The sequence below is a fragment of the Burkholderia sp. AU18528 genome, assembly GCF_002223215.2.
In the GTDB taxonomy this organism is placed as follows: Bacteria; Pseudomonadota; Gammaproteobacteria; order Burkholderiales; family Burkholderiaceae; genus Burkholderia; species Burkholderia semiarida.
In genome coordinates this window covers 1,707,795-1,723,955 of the sequence record NZ_NKFC02000004.1, presented here as the reverse complement: position 1 = coordinate 1,723,955, position 16,161 = coordinate 1,707,795, and the positions used below count along the sequence as shown (strand labels likewise).

The window sequence follows — 16,161 nt, the reverse complement described above, 5'->3', positions numbered from 1 at the left end:
TGCGGCGTTGCAGTAGAATGAGGCCTTACCTGCGATGCTGATAATGAACGCCGATCTCCACTGCCATTCCAATGTTTCCGACGGGTTGCTGTCGCCTGCCGACGTCGCGCGCCGCGCGCATGCGGGCGGCGTGACCCTGTGGGCGCTGACCGACCACGACGAGATCGGCGGCCAGGCGGCGGCGCGCAGCGAGGCGGAAGCGCTCGGCATGCGCTACCTGAGCGGCGTCGAGATTTCGGTCACGTGGGCGTCGCGCACCGTGCACATCGTCGGTCTGAACATCGATCCCGCCCATCCGGCGCTGGTCGACGGCCTGTACCGCACGCGCCACGGCCGCGCGGCGCGCGCGCTGGCGATCGCGGAGCAGCTCGCGACGCTCGGCATTCCCGGCGCCTACGAAGGCGCGCTGAAATACGTGTCCAATCCCGACCTGATCTCGCGCACGCACTTCGCCCGCTTTCTCGTCGAAAACGGCCATGCCGAGTCGACGTCCGACGTGTTCGACCGCCTGCTGGGCGACGGCAAGCCCGGCTTCGTCCCGCATCGCTGGGCGTCGCTGTCCGACGCGGTCGGCTGGATCCGCGCGGCAGGCGGCGAAGCGGTGGTCGCGCATCCGGGCCGCTATCGCTATACGCCGGTCGAATTCGACGCGTTCTTCGGCGAGTTCATCGATCTCGGCGGCCGCGCGATCGAGGTCATCACGGGCAGCCACACGCCCGACCAGTACCGCGAATACGCGGACGTCGCGCGCCGCTTCGGCTTCGAAGTATCGCGCGGCTCGGATTTCCATGCGCCGGGCGAGGGCCGCATCGAGCTCGGCAGCCTGCCGCCGCTGCCGCCCGACCTGACGCCGGTCTGGGAGCGCTGGCTCTGACGCCGGGCGGCTTCGGGCCGCCCGTGTCGCCGCCGTTGCGCGCATCCGACTTCTCCCTCTTTACGTGTCCCCATGTCCCAGTTCTTCAGGATTCATCCGGATAATCCGCAGCCGCGCCTGATCAAGCAGGCGGTGGAGATCGTCAGCAAGGGCGGCGTGATCGCGATGCCCACCGATTCGAGCTATGCGCTCGCGTGCCATCTCGACGACAAGGACGCGGTCGAGCGCGTGCGCCGGATTCGCGGCCTCGACGAAAAGCAGCATCTGTCGCTGCTCGTGCGCGACCTGTCGGAGCTCGCCAATTTCGCGATGGTCGACAACCGCCAGTACCGGCAGATCAAGTCGGTGACGCCGGGCCCGTACGTGTTCATCCTGCAGGCGACGAAGGAAGTGCCGCGCCGGCTGTCGCACCCGTCGCGCAAGACGATCGGGCTGCGCGTGCCCGATCACGCGATCACGCTCGCGCTGCTGGAGTCGCTCGGCCAGCCGCTGCTCGGCACGACGCTGATCCTGCCGCCGGACGACGAACCGCTGAACGATCCCGAGGAAATCCGCACGCGGCTCGAGAAACAGGTCGACCTCGTGATCGACGGCGGCGCGTGCCCGCGCGAGCCGTCGACGGTGATCGACCTGACCGGCGATGCGCCCGAACTCATCCGCGCGGGGCGCGGCTCCCTCGAACCCTTCGGGCTCTCGGCCGCATGACGCGCCGTGCCATTTTTGCGCGAGTGCGCTTGTTACAATAACGCGATATGGATGCTTCCCTGATACAGACCATCGCCGTCTACGCGCTACCCGTGATCTTCGCGATCACGCTGCACGAGGCCGCGCATGGCTATGCCGCGCGTCTGCTCGGCGACAATACCGCCTATGCGATGGGGCGCGTGTCGTTCAATCCGATGCGTCACATCGATCCGCTCGGCACGATCGCCATTCCGCTCGCGATGTACTTCCTCACCGGCGGCGCGTTCCTGTTCGGCTATGCGAAGCCGGTGCCGGTGTCGTTCGGCAACCTGCGCAATCCGCGCTGGGGCAGCCTGTGGGTCGCCCTCGCGGGCCCGGCCTGCAACTTCGTGCAGGCGCTCGTCTGGGGCGTGCTGACCCTCGTGCTGCCGGCCGTCGGCGTCGACGAGCCGTTCTTCACGCGCATGGCGTTGGCCGGCGTCAGCGCGAACCTCGTGCTCGGCGTGCTGAACCTCTTTCCGCTGCCGCCGCTCGACGGCGGCCGCATCCTGGCGGCGCTGCTGCCGACCAGGCAATCGATCGCGCTGTCGCGCATCGAGCCGTACGGTTTCATCATCGTCCTCGTGCTCGTCACGACGGGCGTGCTGACGAACTTCTGGCTGCGTCCGCTCGTCAATGTCGGCTATGCCGTGCTGAGCGCCATCCTGTCTCCCTTCGCCTCGCTTTTCTAACGACAATCATGTTCCCAGAACGTATTTTCTCCGGCATGCGACCCACCGGATCGCTGCACCTCGGTCATTACCACGGCGTGCTGAAAAACTGGGTGAAGCTGCAGTCCGAGTACCCGTGCTTCTTCTGCGTCGTCGACTGGCATGCGCTGACGACGCACTACGAGACGCCCGAGGTCATCGAGAAGAACGTATGGGACGTGCTGATCGACTGGCTCGCGTCCGGCATCGATCCGGCGCAGGCGACGCTGTTCATCCAGAGCAAGGTGCCCGAGCACGCGGAACTCGCGCTGCTGCTCGGCATGAGCACGCCGCTCGGCTGGCTCGAACGCGTGCCGACCTACAAGGAGCAGATGGAGAAGCTGAAGGACAAGGACCTGTCCACCTACGGCTTCCTCGGCTACCCGGTGCTGATGGCCGCCGACATCCTGCTGTATCGCGGCTCGCTCGTGCCGGTCGGCGAGGATCAGGTGCCGCACGTCGAGATGACGCGCGAGATCGCGCGCCGCTTCAACTACCTGTACGGCCGCGAGCCCGGTTTCGAGGAGAAGGCGCTCGAAGCCGCGAAGAAGCTCGGCGGCAAGCGCGCGAAGCTCTATCACGAGCTGCGCAACGCGTATCAGCAGGAAGGCGACGACGAGGCGCTCGAACAGGCGCGCGCGATGCTGCAGGAATCGCAAAGCCTGTCGATGAGCGATCGCGAGCGCCTGTTCGGCTATCTCGAAGGCGCGCGCAAGATCATCCTGGTCGAGCCGCAGGCGCTGCTGACCGAGGCGTCGCGGATGCCGGGCCTCGACGGGCAGAAGATGTCGAAGTCGTACGGCAACACGATCGGCCTGCGCGAAGACGCCGAGACGATCACGAAGAAGGTCCGCACGATGCCGACCGATCCCGCGCGCGTGCGCCGCACCGATCCGGGCGATCCCGACAAGTGCCCGGTGTGGCAGCTTCACCAGGTCTACACGGACGAAGCGACGCACGAGTGGGTGCAGAAGGGCTGCCGCTCGGCGGGCATCGGCTGTCTCGACTGCAAGCAGCCGGTCGTCGAGGGCATCCTGCGCGAACAGCAGCCGATGCTCGAGCGCGCGCAGAAGTACATGGACGACCCGTCGCTGCTGCGTGCGATCGTCGCGGACGGTTGCGACAAGGCGCGCAAGTACGCGACGGAAACGATGCGCGACGTGCGCGACGCGATGGGCCTGTCGTACAACTGATCCGGCGCATGAGCGAATCCGTCATCGCCGCCGCGGGCGGCCACGTCGGCCAGGCCGAGCCGTCGCGGTGGGTCGCGCAATGGGCGCGGCTCGTGCCGGCCGGCGGTGCGGTGCTCGACGTTGCCGCCGGCGGCGGCCGCCATGCACGCTGGTTCGCGTCGCGCGGCCATCCGGTCGTCGCGCTCGACCGCGATCCGGTCGCACTGGCCGCGTTGCGCGCGATTGCCGGCGTCGACGCCCGCGTGGCCGATCTCGAAGGCGCGCCATGGCCGCTGTCGGCCGACGAGCGGTTCGCGGCCGTGATCGTTACGAACTATCTGCATCGCCCGCTCTGGCCCCATCTATTCGATGCCGTGGCGCCGGGCGGTGTGCTGGTCTACGAAACCTTCGCGCAAGGAAACGAAACGGTCGGGAAGCCGTCCAACCCCGCGTTCCTGCTCGCTCCGGGCGAGTTGCTGGACGCCGTGCGCGGGCACCTGCGGGTGGTCGCATACGAGGACGGTTTCGTCGCCGCGCCGCGCGAGGCGTTCGTCCAGCGTCTTTGCGCGGTGCGCGAGGGCGCGACCCCGAAGGCGGGGGCGGGAATTCCACGTTACGAACTGCCCGGCTAATCCGCTACAATCTCAACGTTTACCGGTACACAATCAATCGCGTTTCATGGCTAACGGCACCCAAGACGGCATTCAAATCCGCGGCAGCATCCCCGCGATCGTCACCCCGATGCTCGAAGACGGCAGTCTCGACCTGCCGGCGTTTCGCAAACTGATCGACTGGCACATCGCGGAAGGCACCGATGCGCTCGTCGTCGTCGGTACGAGCGGCGAGTCGGCAACGCTCAACGTCGAAGAGCACATCCTGATGATCCGCACGGCGGTCGAGCATGCGGCGAAACGCATCCCGATCATCGCGGGCGCGGGCGGCAATTCGACCGCCGAGGCGATCGAGCTGACGAAGCACGCGAAGGCCGTCGGCGCGGACGCGACGCTGCAGGTCGTGCCGTACTACAACAAGCCGACGCAGGAAGGCATGTACCGCCACTTCCGGACGATCGCCGAAGCGGTCGACCTGCCGGTGATCCTGTACAACGTGCCGGGCCGGACGGTCGCGGACATGGCGCACGAGACGACGCTGCGCCTCGCGGAAGTCCCGGGCATCATCGGCGTGAAGGAAGCGACCGGCAACATCGATCGCGCCGCGCACCTGATCAAGGCCGCGCCGAAGCATTTCGCGATCTACAGCGGCGACGATCCGACCGCGATCGCGCTGATGCTGCTCGGCGGCCACGGCAACATCTCTGTGACCGCGAACGTCGCGCCGCGCGCGATGAGCGAGCTGTGCCGCGCGGCGCTGGCCGGCGACGTGCAGACGGCCCGCACGCTGCACATGAAGCTGCTGTCGCTGCACAAGAACCTGTTCATCGAAGCGAACCCGATCCCGGTGAAGTGGGCGCTGCAGGCGATGGGCAAGATGCAGGGCGGTATCCGGCTGCCGCTCACGGCGCTCGACGAGCGCTGCCACGATGCCGTGCGTTCGGCCCTCGTCGAGGCCGGCGTTCTCTGATGGCAAGGCGGCCGCGTCCTGCGGCCGCCGGCTCGACCCCTGATCAACCCGCACCGGCCGGCTCCGTCCGGCGCCGCTCCTGACGAGCGTTCTAGCAAGACGAAGGATTTCATGAAACGTTTCGCCTTTTCCTCTCGCGCCATCCAGTTGTCGGTGGTGGCGCTGGCGCTGGGCGCGCTCGCTGGCTGCGATACGCTGAACGATTACCTGGCCCCCGACCGGGTCAACTACAAGAACACCGGTTCGGCGCCGCCGCTCGCGGTGCCGAGCGACCTGAAGCCGGTGCCGACGACGCAGCAGTTCGTCGCGCCGCCGACCAACGCCGGGCTCGGCACGCTGCCGCCGCGGGCCACGACGAAGGCCGGCAACGCGACCGACGGCATCCCGAGCGCGCAGGATCCGCTCGGCATGCACATCGAGCGCGACGGCGACCGCCGCTGGCTCGTCGTCGACGGCCGCACGCCCGAGCAGCTGTGGCCGATCCTGAAGGAGTTCTGGCAGGAGAACGGCTTCTCGCTGAAGACCGATGCGCCGTCGACGGGCATCATGGCCACCGACTGGGCCGAGAACCGCGCGAACATTCCGGACGACTGGTTCCGCCGCACGATCGGCAAGGTCATCGATTTCGCGTATTCGTCGGGTACGCGCGACCGCTTCCGCACGCTCGTGAACCGCACGCCGGACGGCAACACCGACATCTCGATCACGCACAGCGCGATGGAAGAAATGATGGTCGGCCCGCAGGGCGGCACGTCGTCGCGCTGGGAAGAGCGGCCGCGCAACCCGGTGCTCGAAGCCGTGTTCCTGTCGAAGCTGATGCAGAAGTTCGGGCTGACCGACGCGCAGGCAAAGCAGTTGCTGACCGATGCGCGCCCCGCGACGGCGCCGGCGCAGGTCAGCGACACGAGCGGCGGCGCGGCGACGCTGCAACTGGCCGAGTCGTTCGATCGCGCCTGGCTGCGCGTGGGCCTCGCGCTCGACCGGACCAACTTCACGGTCGACAATCGCGACCGCGAGAAGGGCGTGTACACCGTGCGCTATGCGAATTCGATGGAAGAGCTCAAGCGTGACGGCCTGTTCGGCAAGCTGTTCTACGGCGGCCCGTCGGCGGCGAAGCCGGGCAAGGAGTTCCTCGTCAACGTGCGCGCGCAAGGCACCGGCGGCACGCAGGTCGCGGTGATCGGCGCGAATGGCCAGATCGACAACTCGTCGGACGCGCAGCGGATCATCTCGCTGCTGCACGCGCAACTGAACTGAACGCGTGCGATTCGCCAGCCTCGGAAGCGGCAGCGAAGGCAACGCGCTGGTCGTCGAGGCCTCGAGCGGCACGACGACCACCCGCGTGCTGCTCGACTGCGGCTTTTCCGCCAAGGAGGTCGAGCGCCGGCTCGGCCGACTGAATCTCTGCATCGCCGATCTCGATGCGATCCTCATTACCCACGAACACAGCGACCACGTCGGCAGCGCGCTGACGCTCGCGCGCCGCGCGTCGCTGCCGCTCTACATGAGCTGGGGCACCGCGCGCGCGGTCGGCGCGGACGAGGCCGATGTCGATCTGCACGTGCTGTGGGGCGACGAGACGGCCGCGATACGCGATCTGGCCGTGATGCCCTATACGGTGCCCCACGATGCGCGGGAACCGCTCCAGTTCGTGTTCATGGACGGAAGCCGCCGGCTCGGCGTGCTGACGGACGTCGGGATGGCCACGCCGCACATCACGGCCGTCCTGAGCGGCTGTGACGCGCTGGTGCTCGAATCCAACCACGATACCGCGATGCTGGCCGCCAGCCGCTATCCGCAGTCGCTGAAGGCGCGGATCGGCGGCAACCACGGCCACCTGAGCAACGACGCGGCGGCCGACATCCTCGCGTCGCTCGAACGCAGCCGTCTCCAGCACCTGGTCGCGGCCCATCTGAGCCAGCAGAACAATCTGCCGGAACTGGCTCGCCAGGCGTTTGGCGGCGTGCTCGGGACGGACGGGGAAGACGTGATCGTGGCCTCGCAGGACGCGGGCTTCGACTGGCTGACGCTCGGATGAGCAGGGCGGGGCCGCCGCGGCGGCCCGAAGCGACTGCCGGGCGCTCGATTCGAAAGCGGCAGACGTAAAAAAACCGGCCCTCGGGCCGGTTTTTTTCAGCTGACGCTGAAGGCTTACTGGCTTGCGCCCGAAGCCGGAGCAGCCGTCGCTGCCGAAGCAGCCGACGCCACTGCAGCAGCAGCGTCGCTCGCAGCAGCCGTTGCCGACGAAGCAGCAGCCGAAGCGTCGCTCGCAGCACCAGCAACTGCCGAAGCAGCCGACGAAGCAGCAGCAGCCGCGTCGCTTGCAGCCGACGAAGCAGCTTGATCAGCGCTCTTGTTGCAAGCAGCCAGTGCAACAGCAGCCAACAGGGAAGCTACGAGGAGGGATTTCTTCATGATCACGTCCTTTTATGGTTAAAGGTAAGCAACAGCGCGAAACAATACCGGTAATGTGCTCCAACACCGACCTGGGCCGCTGGTGGAGATGCACTTCTTAGAGCGTGAATCTTCCCTACGGCTTGGGCGGAAATTATATGCACTTTCCTATCGACCGTCGACAAATGCGGGGTCAATACGTTGTCTTTCCCATACAGAATTTGATCTGTACGGGCATACGGGGCGACTCACACTAATTCCGGCATCCGACCCGTATCCAGCCCGCACGATACCACTCGTGCAACAAGGCTGTCATCGAGGGAACCCGGGATAGTGTTACAAACCGTTTCGCCTCCATCTGGCGTTGATTGGCCAGTTCGGGCAGCCATTCATCGGCTTGCTCGAGTGGTCCTTCCTCGCCATTAATGAAGTACGAGCGCGCGTTATACATCAATGCGGCTCTTCTGTCGAGACGCACGCCGCGGCGTGATGCCTGCGCGACGAACGCCGCCTCGGACAGCGGGCGCTCGGGCGGGTCGAAAACGACGTTCGATTTGGGCTCGCTCAGGTAGCAGCCGAGGAATTCGGCGACGTCGCGCTTGCGCCAGCGGATCGCGTCGACGATCTCGGCGACACGTTCGACCATGGCCGGCGGCAGTTGCGCGGGCGCATCGACGGCCGGCTGCTTCGGATCGCGGTAGAGATCGTCGCCGCCCGCGTCGCGCAGGCCGCCGCGCTCCGCGAGGTAGTACAGGAACTGGGCGCCCAGCTCGCCCGCGGACGGCGCCCGGAAGCCGATCGAGCAGGTCATGCACTCGCCCTCGGCGACGCCGTCATGCGCGATGTGCGGTGGCAAATACAGCATGTCGCCGGGCTCCAGCACCCATTCGTCGCTCGGCTCGAAGTTTTCGAGGATCTTCAGCGGCACGTCCGCCTGCAGCGACAGATCCTTCTGCGCGCCGACCCGCCAGCGGCGCCGGCCCTCGACCTGCAGCAGGAATACGTCATACGAATCGAAGTGCGGGCCCACGCCGCCGCCGTCCGTCGCGTACGAGATCATCAGATCGTCCAGCCGCGCGTCGGGGATGAAGCGGAAGCGGTCGAGCAGCGCGCGCGCCGCGTCGACGTGCAGATCGAGCCCCTGCACGAGCAGGGTCCAGGATTTGCGCGTGACCGCAGGCAGCGAATCGGGTTCGAACGGACCGTGCGCCAGTTGCCACTTGTTACGAAAATGGGTGATCAATCGCGATTCCGCGTCATAGTCGGCGGCGAGCTCGAACAATGCATCGCGCGTGACCGGCGACGCGACGCCGGGAATCGCCTGGCGGATCAGCAGCGGCTTCTTTTGCCAGTAGCCGCGCATGAATTGCGCCGGCGTAAGGCCGCCGAGCAGCGGCGTGGGAAGATCGGGGGGCGGCGCGCCGAGCGGGGCGGCAGCGGCTTGCCGCGGTTCGGCTTGAGACCGGTTGCGCATCGTATAATGAGACTTGTATTTGGGAGAATTGGATGAAAATCGCAAAAAACACCGTCGTGTCGGTCACTTACAAGCTGTCGGACACACAGGGCAACCTGATCGAGGAAAGCGACGAGCCGATGGTCTATCTGCACGGCGGCTATGATGGCACGTTCCCCAAGATCGAGGAACAGCTCGACGGCCACGAGGCGGGCTACCAGGCACAGATCCAGCTCGAGCCGCAGGACGCGTTCGGCGACTACGATCCCGAACTCGTGAAGATCGAGCCGCGCGACCGTTTTCCCGAGCCGCTCGAAGTGGGCATGCAGTTCGAAGGCACGCCGGAAGACGGTGACGAGGAAGTCGACTCGCTAATCTATACGGTCACCGATATCGCCGAAGACAAGGTCGTGCTCGACGGCAACCACCCGCTGGCGGGCATGGCGCTGCGTTTCGCGCTGACCGTGAAGGACGTGCGCGAAGCCACCGAAGACGAAATCGAGCACGAGCACGCGCATGGCGCGGAAGGGCTCGAGATCCTCGACGAGGACGACGACGAAGACGGCGAAGCGCCGTCAGGGCGCACCCTGCACTGAGCTTGCCGGCAGGCCCGGCGCCGGCCCCGATGCAGGGGGCGGTGCCGGCCACGACGCGCCGCCCGGTGCGGCGCCGTCGCCCTGCAACGGCGGCGCGACCGACGACGCATCGGGCAGCGCCGGCAGCGCGGGGATTTCCGGCATCTGCGGCAGCGGCACGTCGTCGCGCGGCACGAGCGGCAGCGTGGGCGGCACCGGCAGGTTCTTCGGTACTTCCTGCAGGCTGACGTTGAAGATCGTCTGCCGTGCTGGCGATACGCTTACCTTCACCCACTGATTCCCCGGATGGCGCGGTCCGATCGCGACGCGCGTCACGTTTCCTACCAGCTCACCGTCGTCGCCATGCAGCGGACGGTCGATCAGAAAGCCGTTCGCCAGCGGTTCGCCGCTCGCGTGCACCACCAGTATCGGGCCCCGGAACGCCCCCGCGGCCTTCACCAGCGTTCGTTTCAGCTCGCGGAAGCCGTCGCGCACGCGCGGCCGGTTGAAGCGCAGCCACGCGAAGCGCTCCGAGCGTTCATAACGTTCGAACTGCGGATCGCCTTCGAAAATCACGACCATCGCGCGCGCTTCGCGCCGCTTCGCATATTCGGCCGCGTGGTCGATCCAGAAGCTGTTCGCGATCACGCGGTCCTCGAATTCGCCGTTGCGGCCGCCCGCCGTCAAATAATGGTTGTTCGGCGCCGGCACGTTGAGCGCGACGTAGACGATGTCGTCGCGCATCCAGCGTGCGTTCTCGCGATACGGCCGGAACCGTGCGACTTCGCTCTCCCGCGTAATCTGCAGCGCACGGGGGTCGGGCAGCGCGGAATCGGCGAGCAGCGTCTGCCGCAGGAAATCGAGCCGCTCGACCGGGTCGTAGCCGCCTCCCGCCGCGGTGTTGCAAGCGATCCAGTCGTCGTGGCCGGGAATGAACACGAGCGGCACGCGCGCCGAATCCAGAATCGCGCCGCGCTGCGAATACAGCGTGTCGCGGCATGCTTCCTTCGAGCCTTTGAGATCGCCCGCATAGACGACGAACGCGAGGTTGCGCTCCCGTGCGATCGCATCGAGCAGCCGCTGCGCGGCCGGTTCGTCCGCCGGGGCGTTGATGACGCCCGACACGACCGCGAACGAGTAGGGCGCGGCGCTGCGCTTGGGCGGCGCGGCCAGCGCACCGGCCTGCGCGAACGCAACAACCGCCGCGACGAGCGCGGCGGCGGCGCGGGCCGGCAGGCCCCGCGCAATGCGCTTACGCGTGCCCGTCGGCATCGTGCGACCGGACCAGCGTGCGCAGTTCGTACAGCAGGTCGAGCGCCTCGCGCGGCTTGAGATCGTCGGGATCGATGTCGCGCAGTTTTTCGAGCGCCGGGTGCGGCGTGTCGGGCAGCGCCGGCGCATCCGCGCATTCGAGATCGTCGACGGCCGCCGGCGGCGCGCTGAAGAGATCGAGTTGCGGCGTGTGCTGGGAGGCCGACTGCTGTTCGAGATACGCGAGGTGCTTGCGTGCGGCGCGGATCACCGGCGCCGGGACGCCCGCGAGCTGCGCGACCTGAAGACCGTAGCTCTGGTTCGCCGGGCCTTCGTTGACCGCGTGCAGGAACACGATGCCGTGGCCGTGCTCGACCGCCGACAGATGGACGTTGGCCGCTTGCGGGAATTCGGCCGGCAGTTGCGTCAGCTCGAAGTAGTGCGTCGCGAACAGCGTGTAGCACGCGTTGTGCGCCAGCAGGTGGCGCGCGATGGCCCAGGCGAGCGCGAGGCCGTCGAAGGTCGACGTGCCGCGGCCGATCTCGTCCATCAGCACCAGGCTTTGCGACGTCGCGTCGTTGAGAATCGCCGCGGCCTCGGTCATCTCGACCATGAAGGTCGAGCGGCCGCCCGCGAGATCGTCGGCCGCGCCGATGCGCGTGAAGATCCGGTCGATCGGGCCGAAGCACGCGGACTTCGCCGGCACGTAGCTGCCGACGTACGCCATCAGCGCGATCAGTGCGGTCTGCCGCATGAACGTCGACTTACCGCCCATGTTCGGCCCGGTGATCAACAACAGCTTGCGCTCGGGGCCGAACCGGCAGTCGTTCGCGATGAACTGCTCGACCTGCGCTTCGACGACCGGATGGCGCCCCTGTTCGATTTCGATGCCGATCTCGTCGGTGAAGGTGGGCGCGACCCAGTCGAGCGCGCGTGCACGTTCGGCGAAGGCGGCGAGCAGGTCGAGCTCGGCGAGGGCCGAGGCGACGCGCTGGCATTCGGGGATGAACGGCAGCAGCGCCTGCAGCACCGAGTCGTACAGCGCGCGCTCGCGCGCCAATGCGCGCTCCTGCGCGGACAGCGCCTTATCCTCGAAGGTCTTCAGTTCCGGCGTGATGTAGCGCTCGGCGTTCTTCAGCGTCTGGCGACGGCGGTAGTCGTCGGGCACCTTGTCGGTCTGGCCGCGCGTGACCTCGATGTAGAAGCCGTGCACCTTGTTGTATTCGACGCGCAGGTTCGCGATGCCGGTGCGCGCGCGCTCGCGCGCTTCGAGGTCGATCAGGAACTGCCCGCAGTTCTCCGAAATGTCGCGCAGCTCGTCGAGCTCGGCATCGTAGCCGCGCGCGATTACCCCGCCGTCGCGCACCATCGCGGCCGGCTCGGTGGCGATCGCGCTCGTCAGCAGGTCGAGGCATTCGGCGGGCGGTGCGAGCGCCGCGTCGACGCGCGCGAGCGCATCCGCGTTCGCGACGATCGCGCCGATGCGCTCGCGCAGCGCCGGCAGCGCGGCGAACGTGTCGCGCAGGCTCGACAGGTCGCGCGGGCGCGCGGACAGCAGCGCGAGCCGCCCGGTGATCCGTTCGACGTCGGCGATCTGGCGCAGTGCGCAGCGCAGCGCATCGAGGCTCGCGCTGGCCGGCGCATCGAGCAGCGCGCCGATTGCCTGCTGGCGCGACTGCGCGGCGACCGATGCGCGCGGCGGATGATGCAGCCAGTGACGCAGCAGGCGGCTGCCCATCGTCGTGCAGCAGGTGTCCAGCAGCGAATACAGCGTGGGCGACTCGGTGCCGCGCAGCGTCTCGGTCAGTTCGAGATTGCGGCGCGTGGCCGGATCGAGCCCGATGTATTCGGTTTCGTTCTCGACCTTCAGGCTGCGCACGTGCCGCAGTTGCTGGCCTTGCGTGGCCGCGGCATAAAGCAGCAGCGCGCCGGCCGCGCCGCACGCACTCGTCAGCGAATGCGCGCCGAAACCGTCGAGGCTCGCGACGTCGAGCTGATCGCACAGACGCTGCGTGCCCGATGCGATGTCGAAGTGCCAGGCCGGCACGCGCTTGGTTGCGCCCGCGCCGGTGGGAATGGCGTCGGTTGCCCCGTCAGGCGTCAGGATTTCGGCCGGCCGGATGCGTTCGAGCGCGGCGGCGAGCTGCTCGGGCTCGATTTCGGCGAGCCGCAGCGCACCGCTCGCGAGGTTCAGCCACGCGAGGCCGATGTTGACCGCGACGCCGCGCTTGTTGTGGCCGGTGCACATCGCGAGCAGGTAGACGTCGTTCTTGTCGGACAGCAGCGCGGCATCGGTCAGCGTGCCGGGCGTGACGACGCGCACGACCTTGCGCTCCACCGGGCCCTTCGACGTGGCCGGATCGCCGATCTGCTCGCAGATCGCAACCGATTCGCCCATCTTCACGAGCTTCGCCAGATATTGCTCGACCGCGTGATGCGGGACGCCGGCCATCTTGATCGGCGTGCCGGCCGACGCGCCGCGCTGCGTGAGGGTCAGGTCGAGCAGGCGTGCCGCTTTTTCCGCATCCTCGAAGAACAGCTCGTAGAAGTCGCCCATCCGGTAGAAGACGAGCGTGTCCGGATGATCGGCCTTGATGCGCAGGTACTGCTGCATCATTGGAGTGTGGCCTGCGAAGGCTTCGGGCGACAGCGTGGTCATAGGTCAGGCATGAAGTTGTTGCTTGGGTTGCCCGAGTTTACCAGTGGCATCGACGTGAACGCGCGAAGTTGGCCGTTTGGCCAGCTGTAGGGGGACTCGGCAGCGTCAGGGGCCTGTCCTGCCTCACGCGCGTAGCGCTGCGGGCACAACCCGCCACATAGTGCTAACCCCGACACGCCAGTTGCGGTCGACAGTCTAGATTGTGACTGTAAGGGTTCATTGATCGAGCATCGGACGTTCTGTCCATTTCCTCGATATGTCGACCGGAGACCGCTACGTGAACGAATCGATCTACCGCGTCATTTTCGGCTTTGTCGTGATCTGCTGACCGTGACGGAGGATATATGACGCATCCTTTGTACGAATTGCTTAGCAACCTGGACGAACGCCGCCTCTTTTATACATTGGGCCGGCATCGCCCGGACACCATTCTGATTTCCATAACTGTGCCAGGCGAGCGTATCGAGATCGACGTGTTCGACGATGGACATATGGAAATGTCCCGCTTTTCCGGAGATGAGAGTGTAATTGACGACCAGCAAATAATTTTGAAGGCTATCGAGGACGCGTCCGAGTGAAACGGGGGGCGACGACGCGCAACGCGACCACTTCCCGTTGGACGACTCTACTAGATCGCCTAGATTATGACTGTTTGGGTTCGTCGATAGCCAGGGACGCATCAGGGGGCGGTGTGCTTCTTGAAATTATCAATCACGGTTCAGTGAGGCTACAAATGAGACCAGAGTCACGCGCAAATGCTTACGCGATCATGGGCCTGGGATCTACCTTGCTGGGTAGCTATGCATTGGAGCGCGCTATTGCGTACTTTGGCATCACTGGTGATTCAGTAGGAGGAATAGCGTTTGGGGGCGCGGGTATTTGCTTATTCGTTATCGCGGTTGCCCACTTCTACATGGCAATTGGATACAGATTTGGTCGCCTTGAAGCAGTCGAAGGAAGCCCGGAAAGTGCAACCCTGAAAGCAGAGGTGGGTGTTGTTGCTAAGGCGGTTAAAATTCGTTTCTTGCGAAGGCCGGATGCTAGAAATTCGATTTCAGAACAAGGCACTCGCTACATCTTCTTCATCGGTAATGGCCGGCCGTGGGTTTGTCCAGAATCTAGATTCTTGATGGACTGAGCTAATGGCTTCTTAAAACAGCAGGCGTAAGTCTTGGCGTAGGTTTTTTCGCTGACCCGCGTCAGATAAGGCGCAGGTACTGCTGCATCATTGGAGTGACGGGTGCAGGTGCTGCGGTGGGTTGCATGCTCATGTGACCGGGAAAAGTTGCTTTGGCTGCCCGAGTTTACCAGTGGGCCGGACGCGACCGCTCGAAGTTCGCCGTTCGGCCAGTTGCCGGTGATCACGACTCGTGACCAACGGCCATTCCGCGCCTCATTTGATCTTTCGATTTCGACCTGTTTTGTGCGGCGAGGGCGCGATCTGCGACAATTCTCTGACGAAATACATTTGCCTGAAAAGACCGATCGGGGTGGCGATGCAGGATCGAGTGCTGAAGAGTTGGTACAGAGTAGGTGGAGCGTCAGAGGCTGCGATCGCGAGTCTTCGGCGTGCAGCCGGATTTGACCTACCCGCGGAATACGTGGAGTTCCTGAGGTTTAGCAACGGTGGAGAAGGGCCGTTGTGCGAGCCTTGGGGAGTTTTTTGCTTAGACGATGCGGAGACTGCGGGGAGCGTCGCGCTATCCGGGCTTTATCCCGGGTGGTTTGTGTTCGGTGGGAACGGTGGGCTTGAGCTCTTTGCTTTTGATTTGACGGGCGCTGCGCCATTGCCAGTGGTGGCGTTCGACGGCGTCGATCCTGAGGGATCGGTCCAGCGAGTCGCTGACGATTTCGCAACCTTCCTTCAACTGATTGGACCAGAACTGGAGCTGCAGGCAACGGTTGATGCAGATGGATTTGTCGCGTTGGTGTGTCCCGATATGTACTCGGGATACGTCGATGAAAACTGGACGCTTGATCAAGTTCTCGCGCGATTTGCCGAACAGATGAATAACGCGGCGCTGTTCATCGCATACCCTGGCCATGATTTTGCTGACCGAGTTCTTCGCATCTCTGACGCTCCGCTGCCGGCTACGGTGTTGCGCGAGGTGTCTGGAGTTGTAAACGTCGGGGAGCAGGGCCTGTGGCTAACCGACTACACACAGCTAACGATGGCCGCGCAATTCCGCGATGAACTGCCCATGAGAAACCATCATCTCAGGATGCCCGTGTCGCCCGGTCCGCACCGATTAACGTTGCGACAACTCGCGTCGCCTACGGAAAATGCAAGCTCCCCATCGATTGAACTAATCGTTACTTCGTTCCCGAGCAATCAAAACGACGCACATTTTGATTCGGTTCCGTGGTTTGGATAACGGTCGATCCCGAAAAGGGCAGGCGTAGGTCTCAGCGTAGGTTTATGTGCCGTGCCTTGTCAGATAAGGCGCAGTACTGCTGCATCATCGGGGTGTGGCCGGCAAAGGCCTCGGGCGACAGCGTGGTCATCGGTCAGGCATGAAGTTGTTGCTTGGGTTGCCTGAGTTTACCAGTGGCTTTGGTGGTTACGACTGATGTTTGCCGATCGGACGATGAATTGACTGATCCGTCGGGTCTGGAATTTCGACGGGTCAGGGTCGTTACGGGGTACTTGGTCGACGCGTCGGGTGGCGATATCAATGGTCGATTTTGCCTTTACTGATCGTGGCGGCCGGCGTGAATGCGAGCGCAGCAGTGGAAGGCGGTCAGTAGCGTTGAGCGCAATAGTCACGG

General features: G+C 65.3%; 16 protein-coding genes and 1 pseudogene. 12 read left to right on the top strand and 5 right to left on the bottom strand.

Annotated elements, in window-relative coordinates:
* Positions 1-43: 43 nt before the first annotated feature.
* The 8 genes from CFB52_RS10805 (at position 44) to CFB52_RS10770 (ending at position 7,098) form a co-directional block, all read left to right on the top strand.
* Positions 44-874 (top strand): 3',5'-nucleoside bisphosphate phosphatase, encoded by an 831-nt coding sequence (locus CFB52_RS10805; RefSeq protein ID WP_041492088.1) that lies wholly within the window; start codon positions 44-46, stop codon positions 872-874.
* Positions 875-946: 72 nt separating this feature from the next.
* Positions 947-1,579 carry an L-threonylcarbamoyladenylate synthase gene (locus CFB52_RS10800; RefSeq protein ID WP_059583357.1) on the top strand — a complete coding sequence of 211 codons (633 nt, stop codon included), beginning with the start codon at positions 947-949 and terminating at the stop codon, positions 1,577-1,579.
* Between the two features lie 47 nt (positions 1,580-1,626).
* Entirely contained in the window at positions 1,627-2,289 is a 663-nt protein-coding gene (locus CFB52_RS10795) for a site-2 protease family protein (RefSeq protein WP_059583358.1), read from the top strand.
* An 8-nt stretch (positions 2,290-2,297) separates the two neighbouring features.
* Positions 2,298-3,500: a tryptophan--tRNA ligase gene (locus tag CFB52_RS10790; RefSeq protein WP_006487046.1), complete on the top strand. Its 1,203-nt coding sequence runs from the start codon at positions 2,298-2,300 to the stop codon at positions 3,498-3,500.
* Between the two features lie 8 nt (positions 3,501-3,508).
* A complete protein-coding gene (locus CFB52_RS10785; RefSeq protein ID WP_059583360.1) occupies positions 3,509-4,111 on the top strand; it encodes a bifunctional 2-polyprenyl-6-hydroxyphenol methylase/3-demethylubiquinol 3-O-methyltransferase UbiG in 603 nt (200 codons plus the stop codon).
* Between the two features lie 46 nt (positions 4,112-4,157).
* A complete protein-coding gene (gene dapA / locus CFB52_RS10780) occupies positions 4,158-5,060 on the top strand; it encodes a 4-hydroxy-tetrahydrodipicolinate synthase (RefSeq protein WP_059583362.1) in 903 nt (300 codons plus the stop codon).
* A 111-nt stretch (positions 5,061-5,171) separates the two neighbouring features.
* A complete protein-coding gene (gene bamC, locus CFB52_RS10775; protein ID WP_059583363.1) occupies positions 5,172-6,317 on the top strand; it encodes an outer membrane protein assembly factor BamC in 1,146 nt (381 codons plus the stop codon).
* 4 nt (positions 6,318-6,321) lie between these two features.
* A complete protein-coding gene (locus CFB52_RS10770) occupies positions 6,322-7,098 on the top strand; it encodes an MBL fold metallo-hydrolase (RefSeq protein WP_059583365.1) in 777 nt (258 codons plus the stop codon).
* Positions 7,099-7,211: 113 nt separating this feature from the next.
* On the opposite strand, the gene CFB52_RS10765 is transcribed toward CFB52_RS10770, so the two are convergent.
* From CFB52_RS10765 to CFB52_RS10755, 3 genes and pseudogenes are all read right to left on the bottom strand, one after another.
* The gene (locus tag CFB52_RS10765; protein ID WP_021162672.1) at positions 7,212-7,475 is read right to left on the bottom strand and encodes a hypothetical protein; all 264 of its coding nucleotides are present in this window, start codon (positions 7,473-7,475) and stop codon (positions 7,212-7,214) included.
* Positions 7,405-7,651: pseudogene (locus CFB52_RS35290) on the bottom strand (hypothetical protein). Before CFB52_RS35290 ends, CFB52_RS10765 begins: the two are co-directional and overlap by 71 nt.
* Positions 7,652-7,707: 56 nt before the next feature.
* Positions 7,708-8,928 carry a cupin domain-containing protein gene (locus tag CFB52_RS10755; RefSeq protein WP_099316555.1) on the bottom strand — a complete coding sequence of 407 codons (1,221 nt, stop codon included), beginning with the start codon at positions 8,926-8,928 and terminating at the stop codon, positions 7,708-7,710.
* A gap of 32 nt (positions 8,929-8,960) precedes the next feature.
* On the opposite strand from CFB52_RS10755, the gene CFB52_RS10750 reads away from it, so the two are divergent.
* Positions 8,961-9,503, top strand: coding sequence for a peptidylprolyl isomerase (locus CFB52_RS10750; protein ID WP_059643952.1), 543 nt, complete (start codon positions 8,961-8,963; stop codon positions 9,501-9,503).
* On the opposite strand, the gene CFB52_RS10745 is transcribed toward CFB52_RS10750, so the two are convergent.
* Both CFB52_RS10745 and mutS read right to left on the bottom strand, forming a co-directional pair.
* Positions 9,483-10,754, bottom strand: a complete 1,272-nt coding sequence (locus tag CFB52_RS10745) for a hypothetical protein (protein WP_180278201.1) — start codon at positions 10,752-10,754, stop codon at positions 9,483-9,485. The genes CFB52_RS10750 and CFB52_RS10745 overlap by 21 nt on opposite strands.
* Positions 10,735-13,392 (bottom strand): DNA mismatch repair protein MutS, encoded by a 2,658-nt coding sequence (mutS, locus tag CFB52_RS10740; RefSeq protein ID WP_099316554.1) that lies wholly within the window; start codon positions 13,390-13,392, stop codon positions 10,735-10,737. Before mutS ends, CFB52_RS10745 begins: the two co-directional genes overlap by 20 nt.
* A 344-nt stretch (positions 13,393-13,736) precedes the next feature.
* On the opposite strand from mutS, the gene CFB52_RS10735 reads away from it, so the two are divergent.
* The 3 genes from CFB52_RS10735 (at position 13,737) to CFB52_RS10730 (ending at position 15,767) form a co-directional block, all read left to right on the top strand.
* Positions 13,737-13,970, top strand: a complete 234-nt coding sequence (locus CFB52_RS10735; protein WP_099316553.1) for a hypothetical protein — start codon at positions 13,737-13,739, stop codon at positions 13,968-13,970.
* 113 nt (positions 13,971-14,083) lie between these two features.
* Positions 14,084-14,530: a hypothetical protein gene (locus CFB52_RS34200; protein WP_144029736.1), complete on the top strand. Its 447-nt coding sequence runs from the start codon at positions 14,084-14,086 to the stop codon at positions 14,528-14,530.
* Positions 14,531-14,762: 232 nt separating this feature from the next.
* Complete coding sequence (locus CFB52_RS10730; RefSeq protein ID WP_144029735.1) at positions 14,763-15,767, top strand: SMI1/KNR4 family protein; 1,005 nt, start codon at positions 14,763-14,765, stop codon at positions 15,765-15,767.
* The last annotated feature ends 394 nt before the right edge of the window (positions 15,768-16,161 follow it).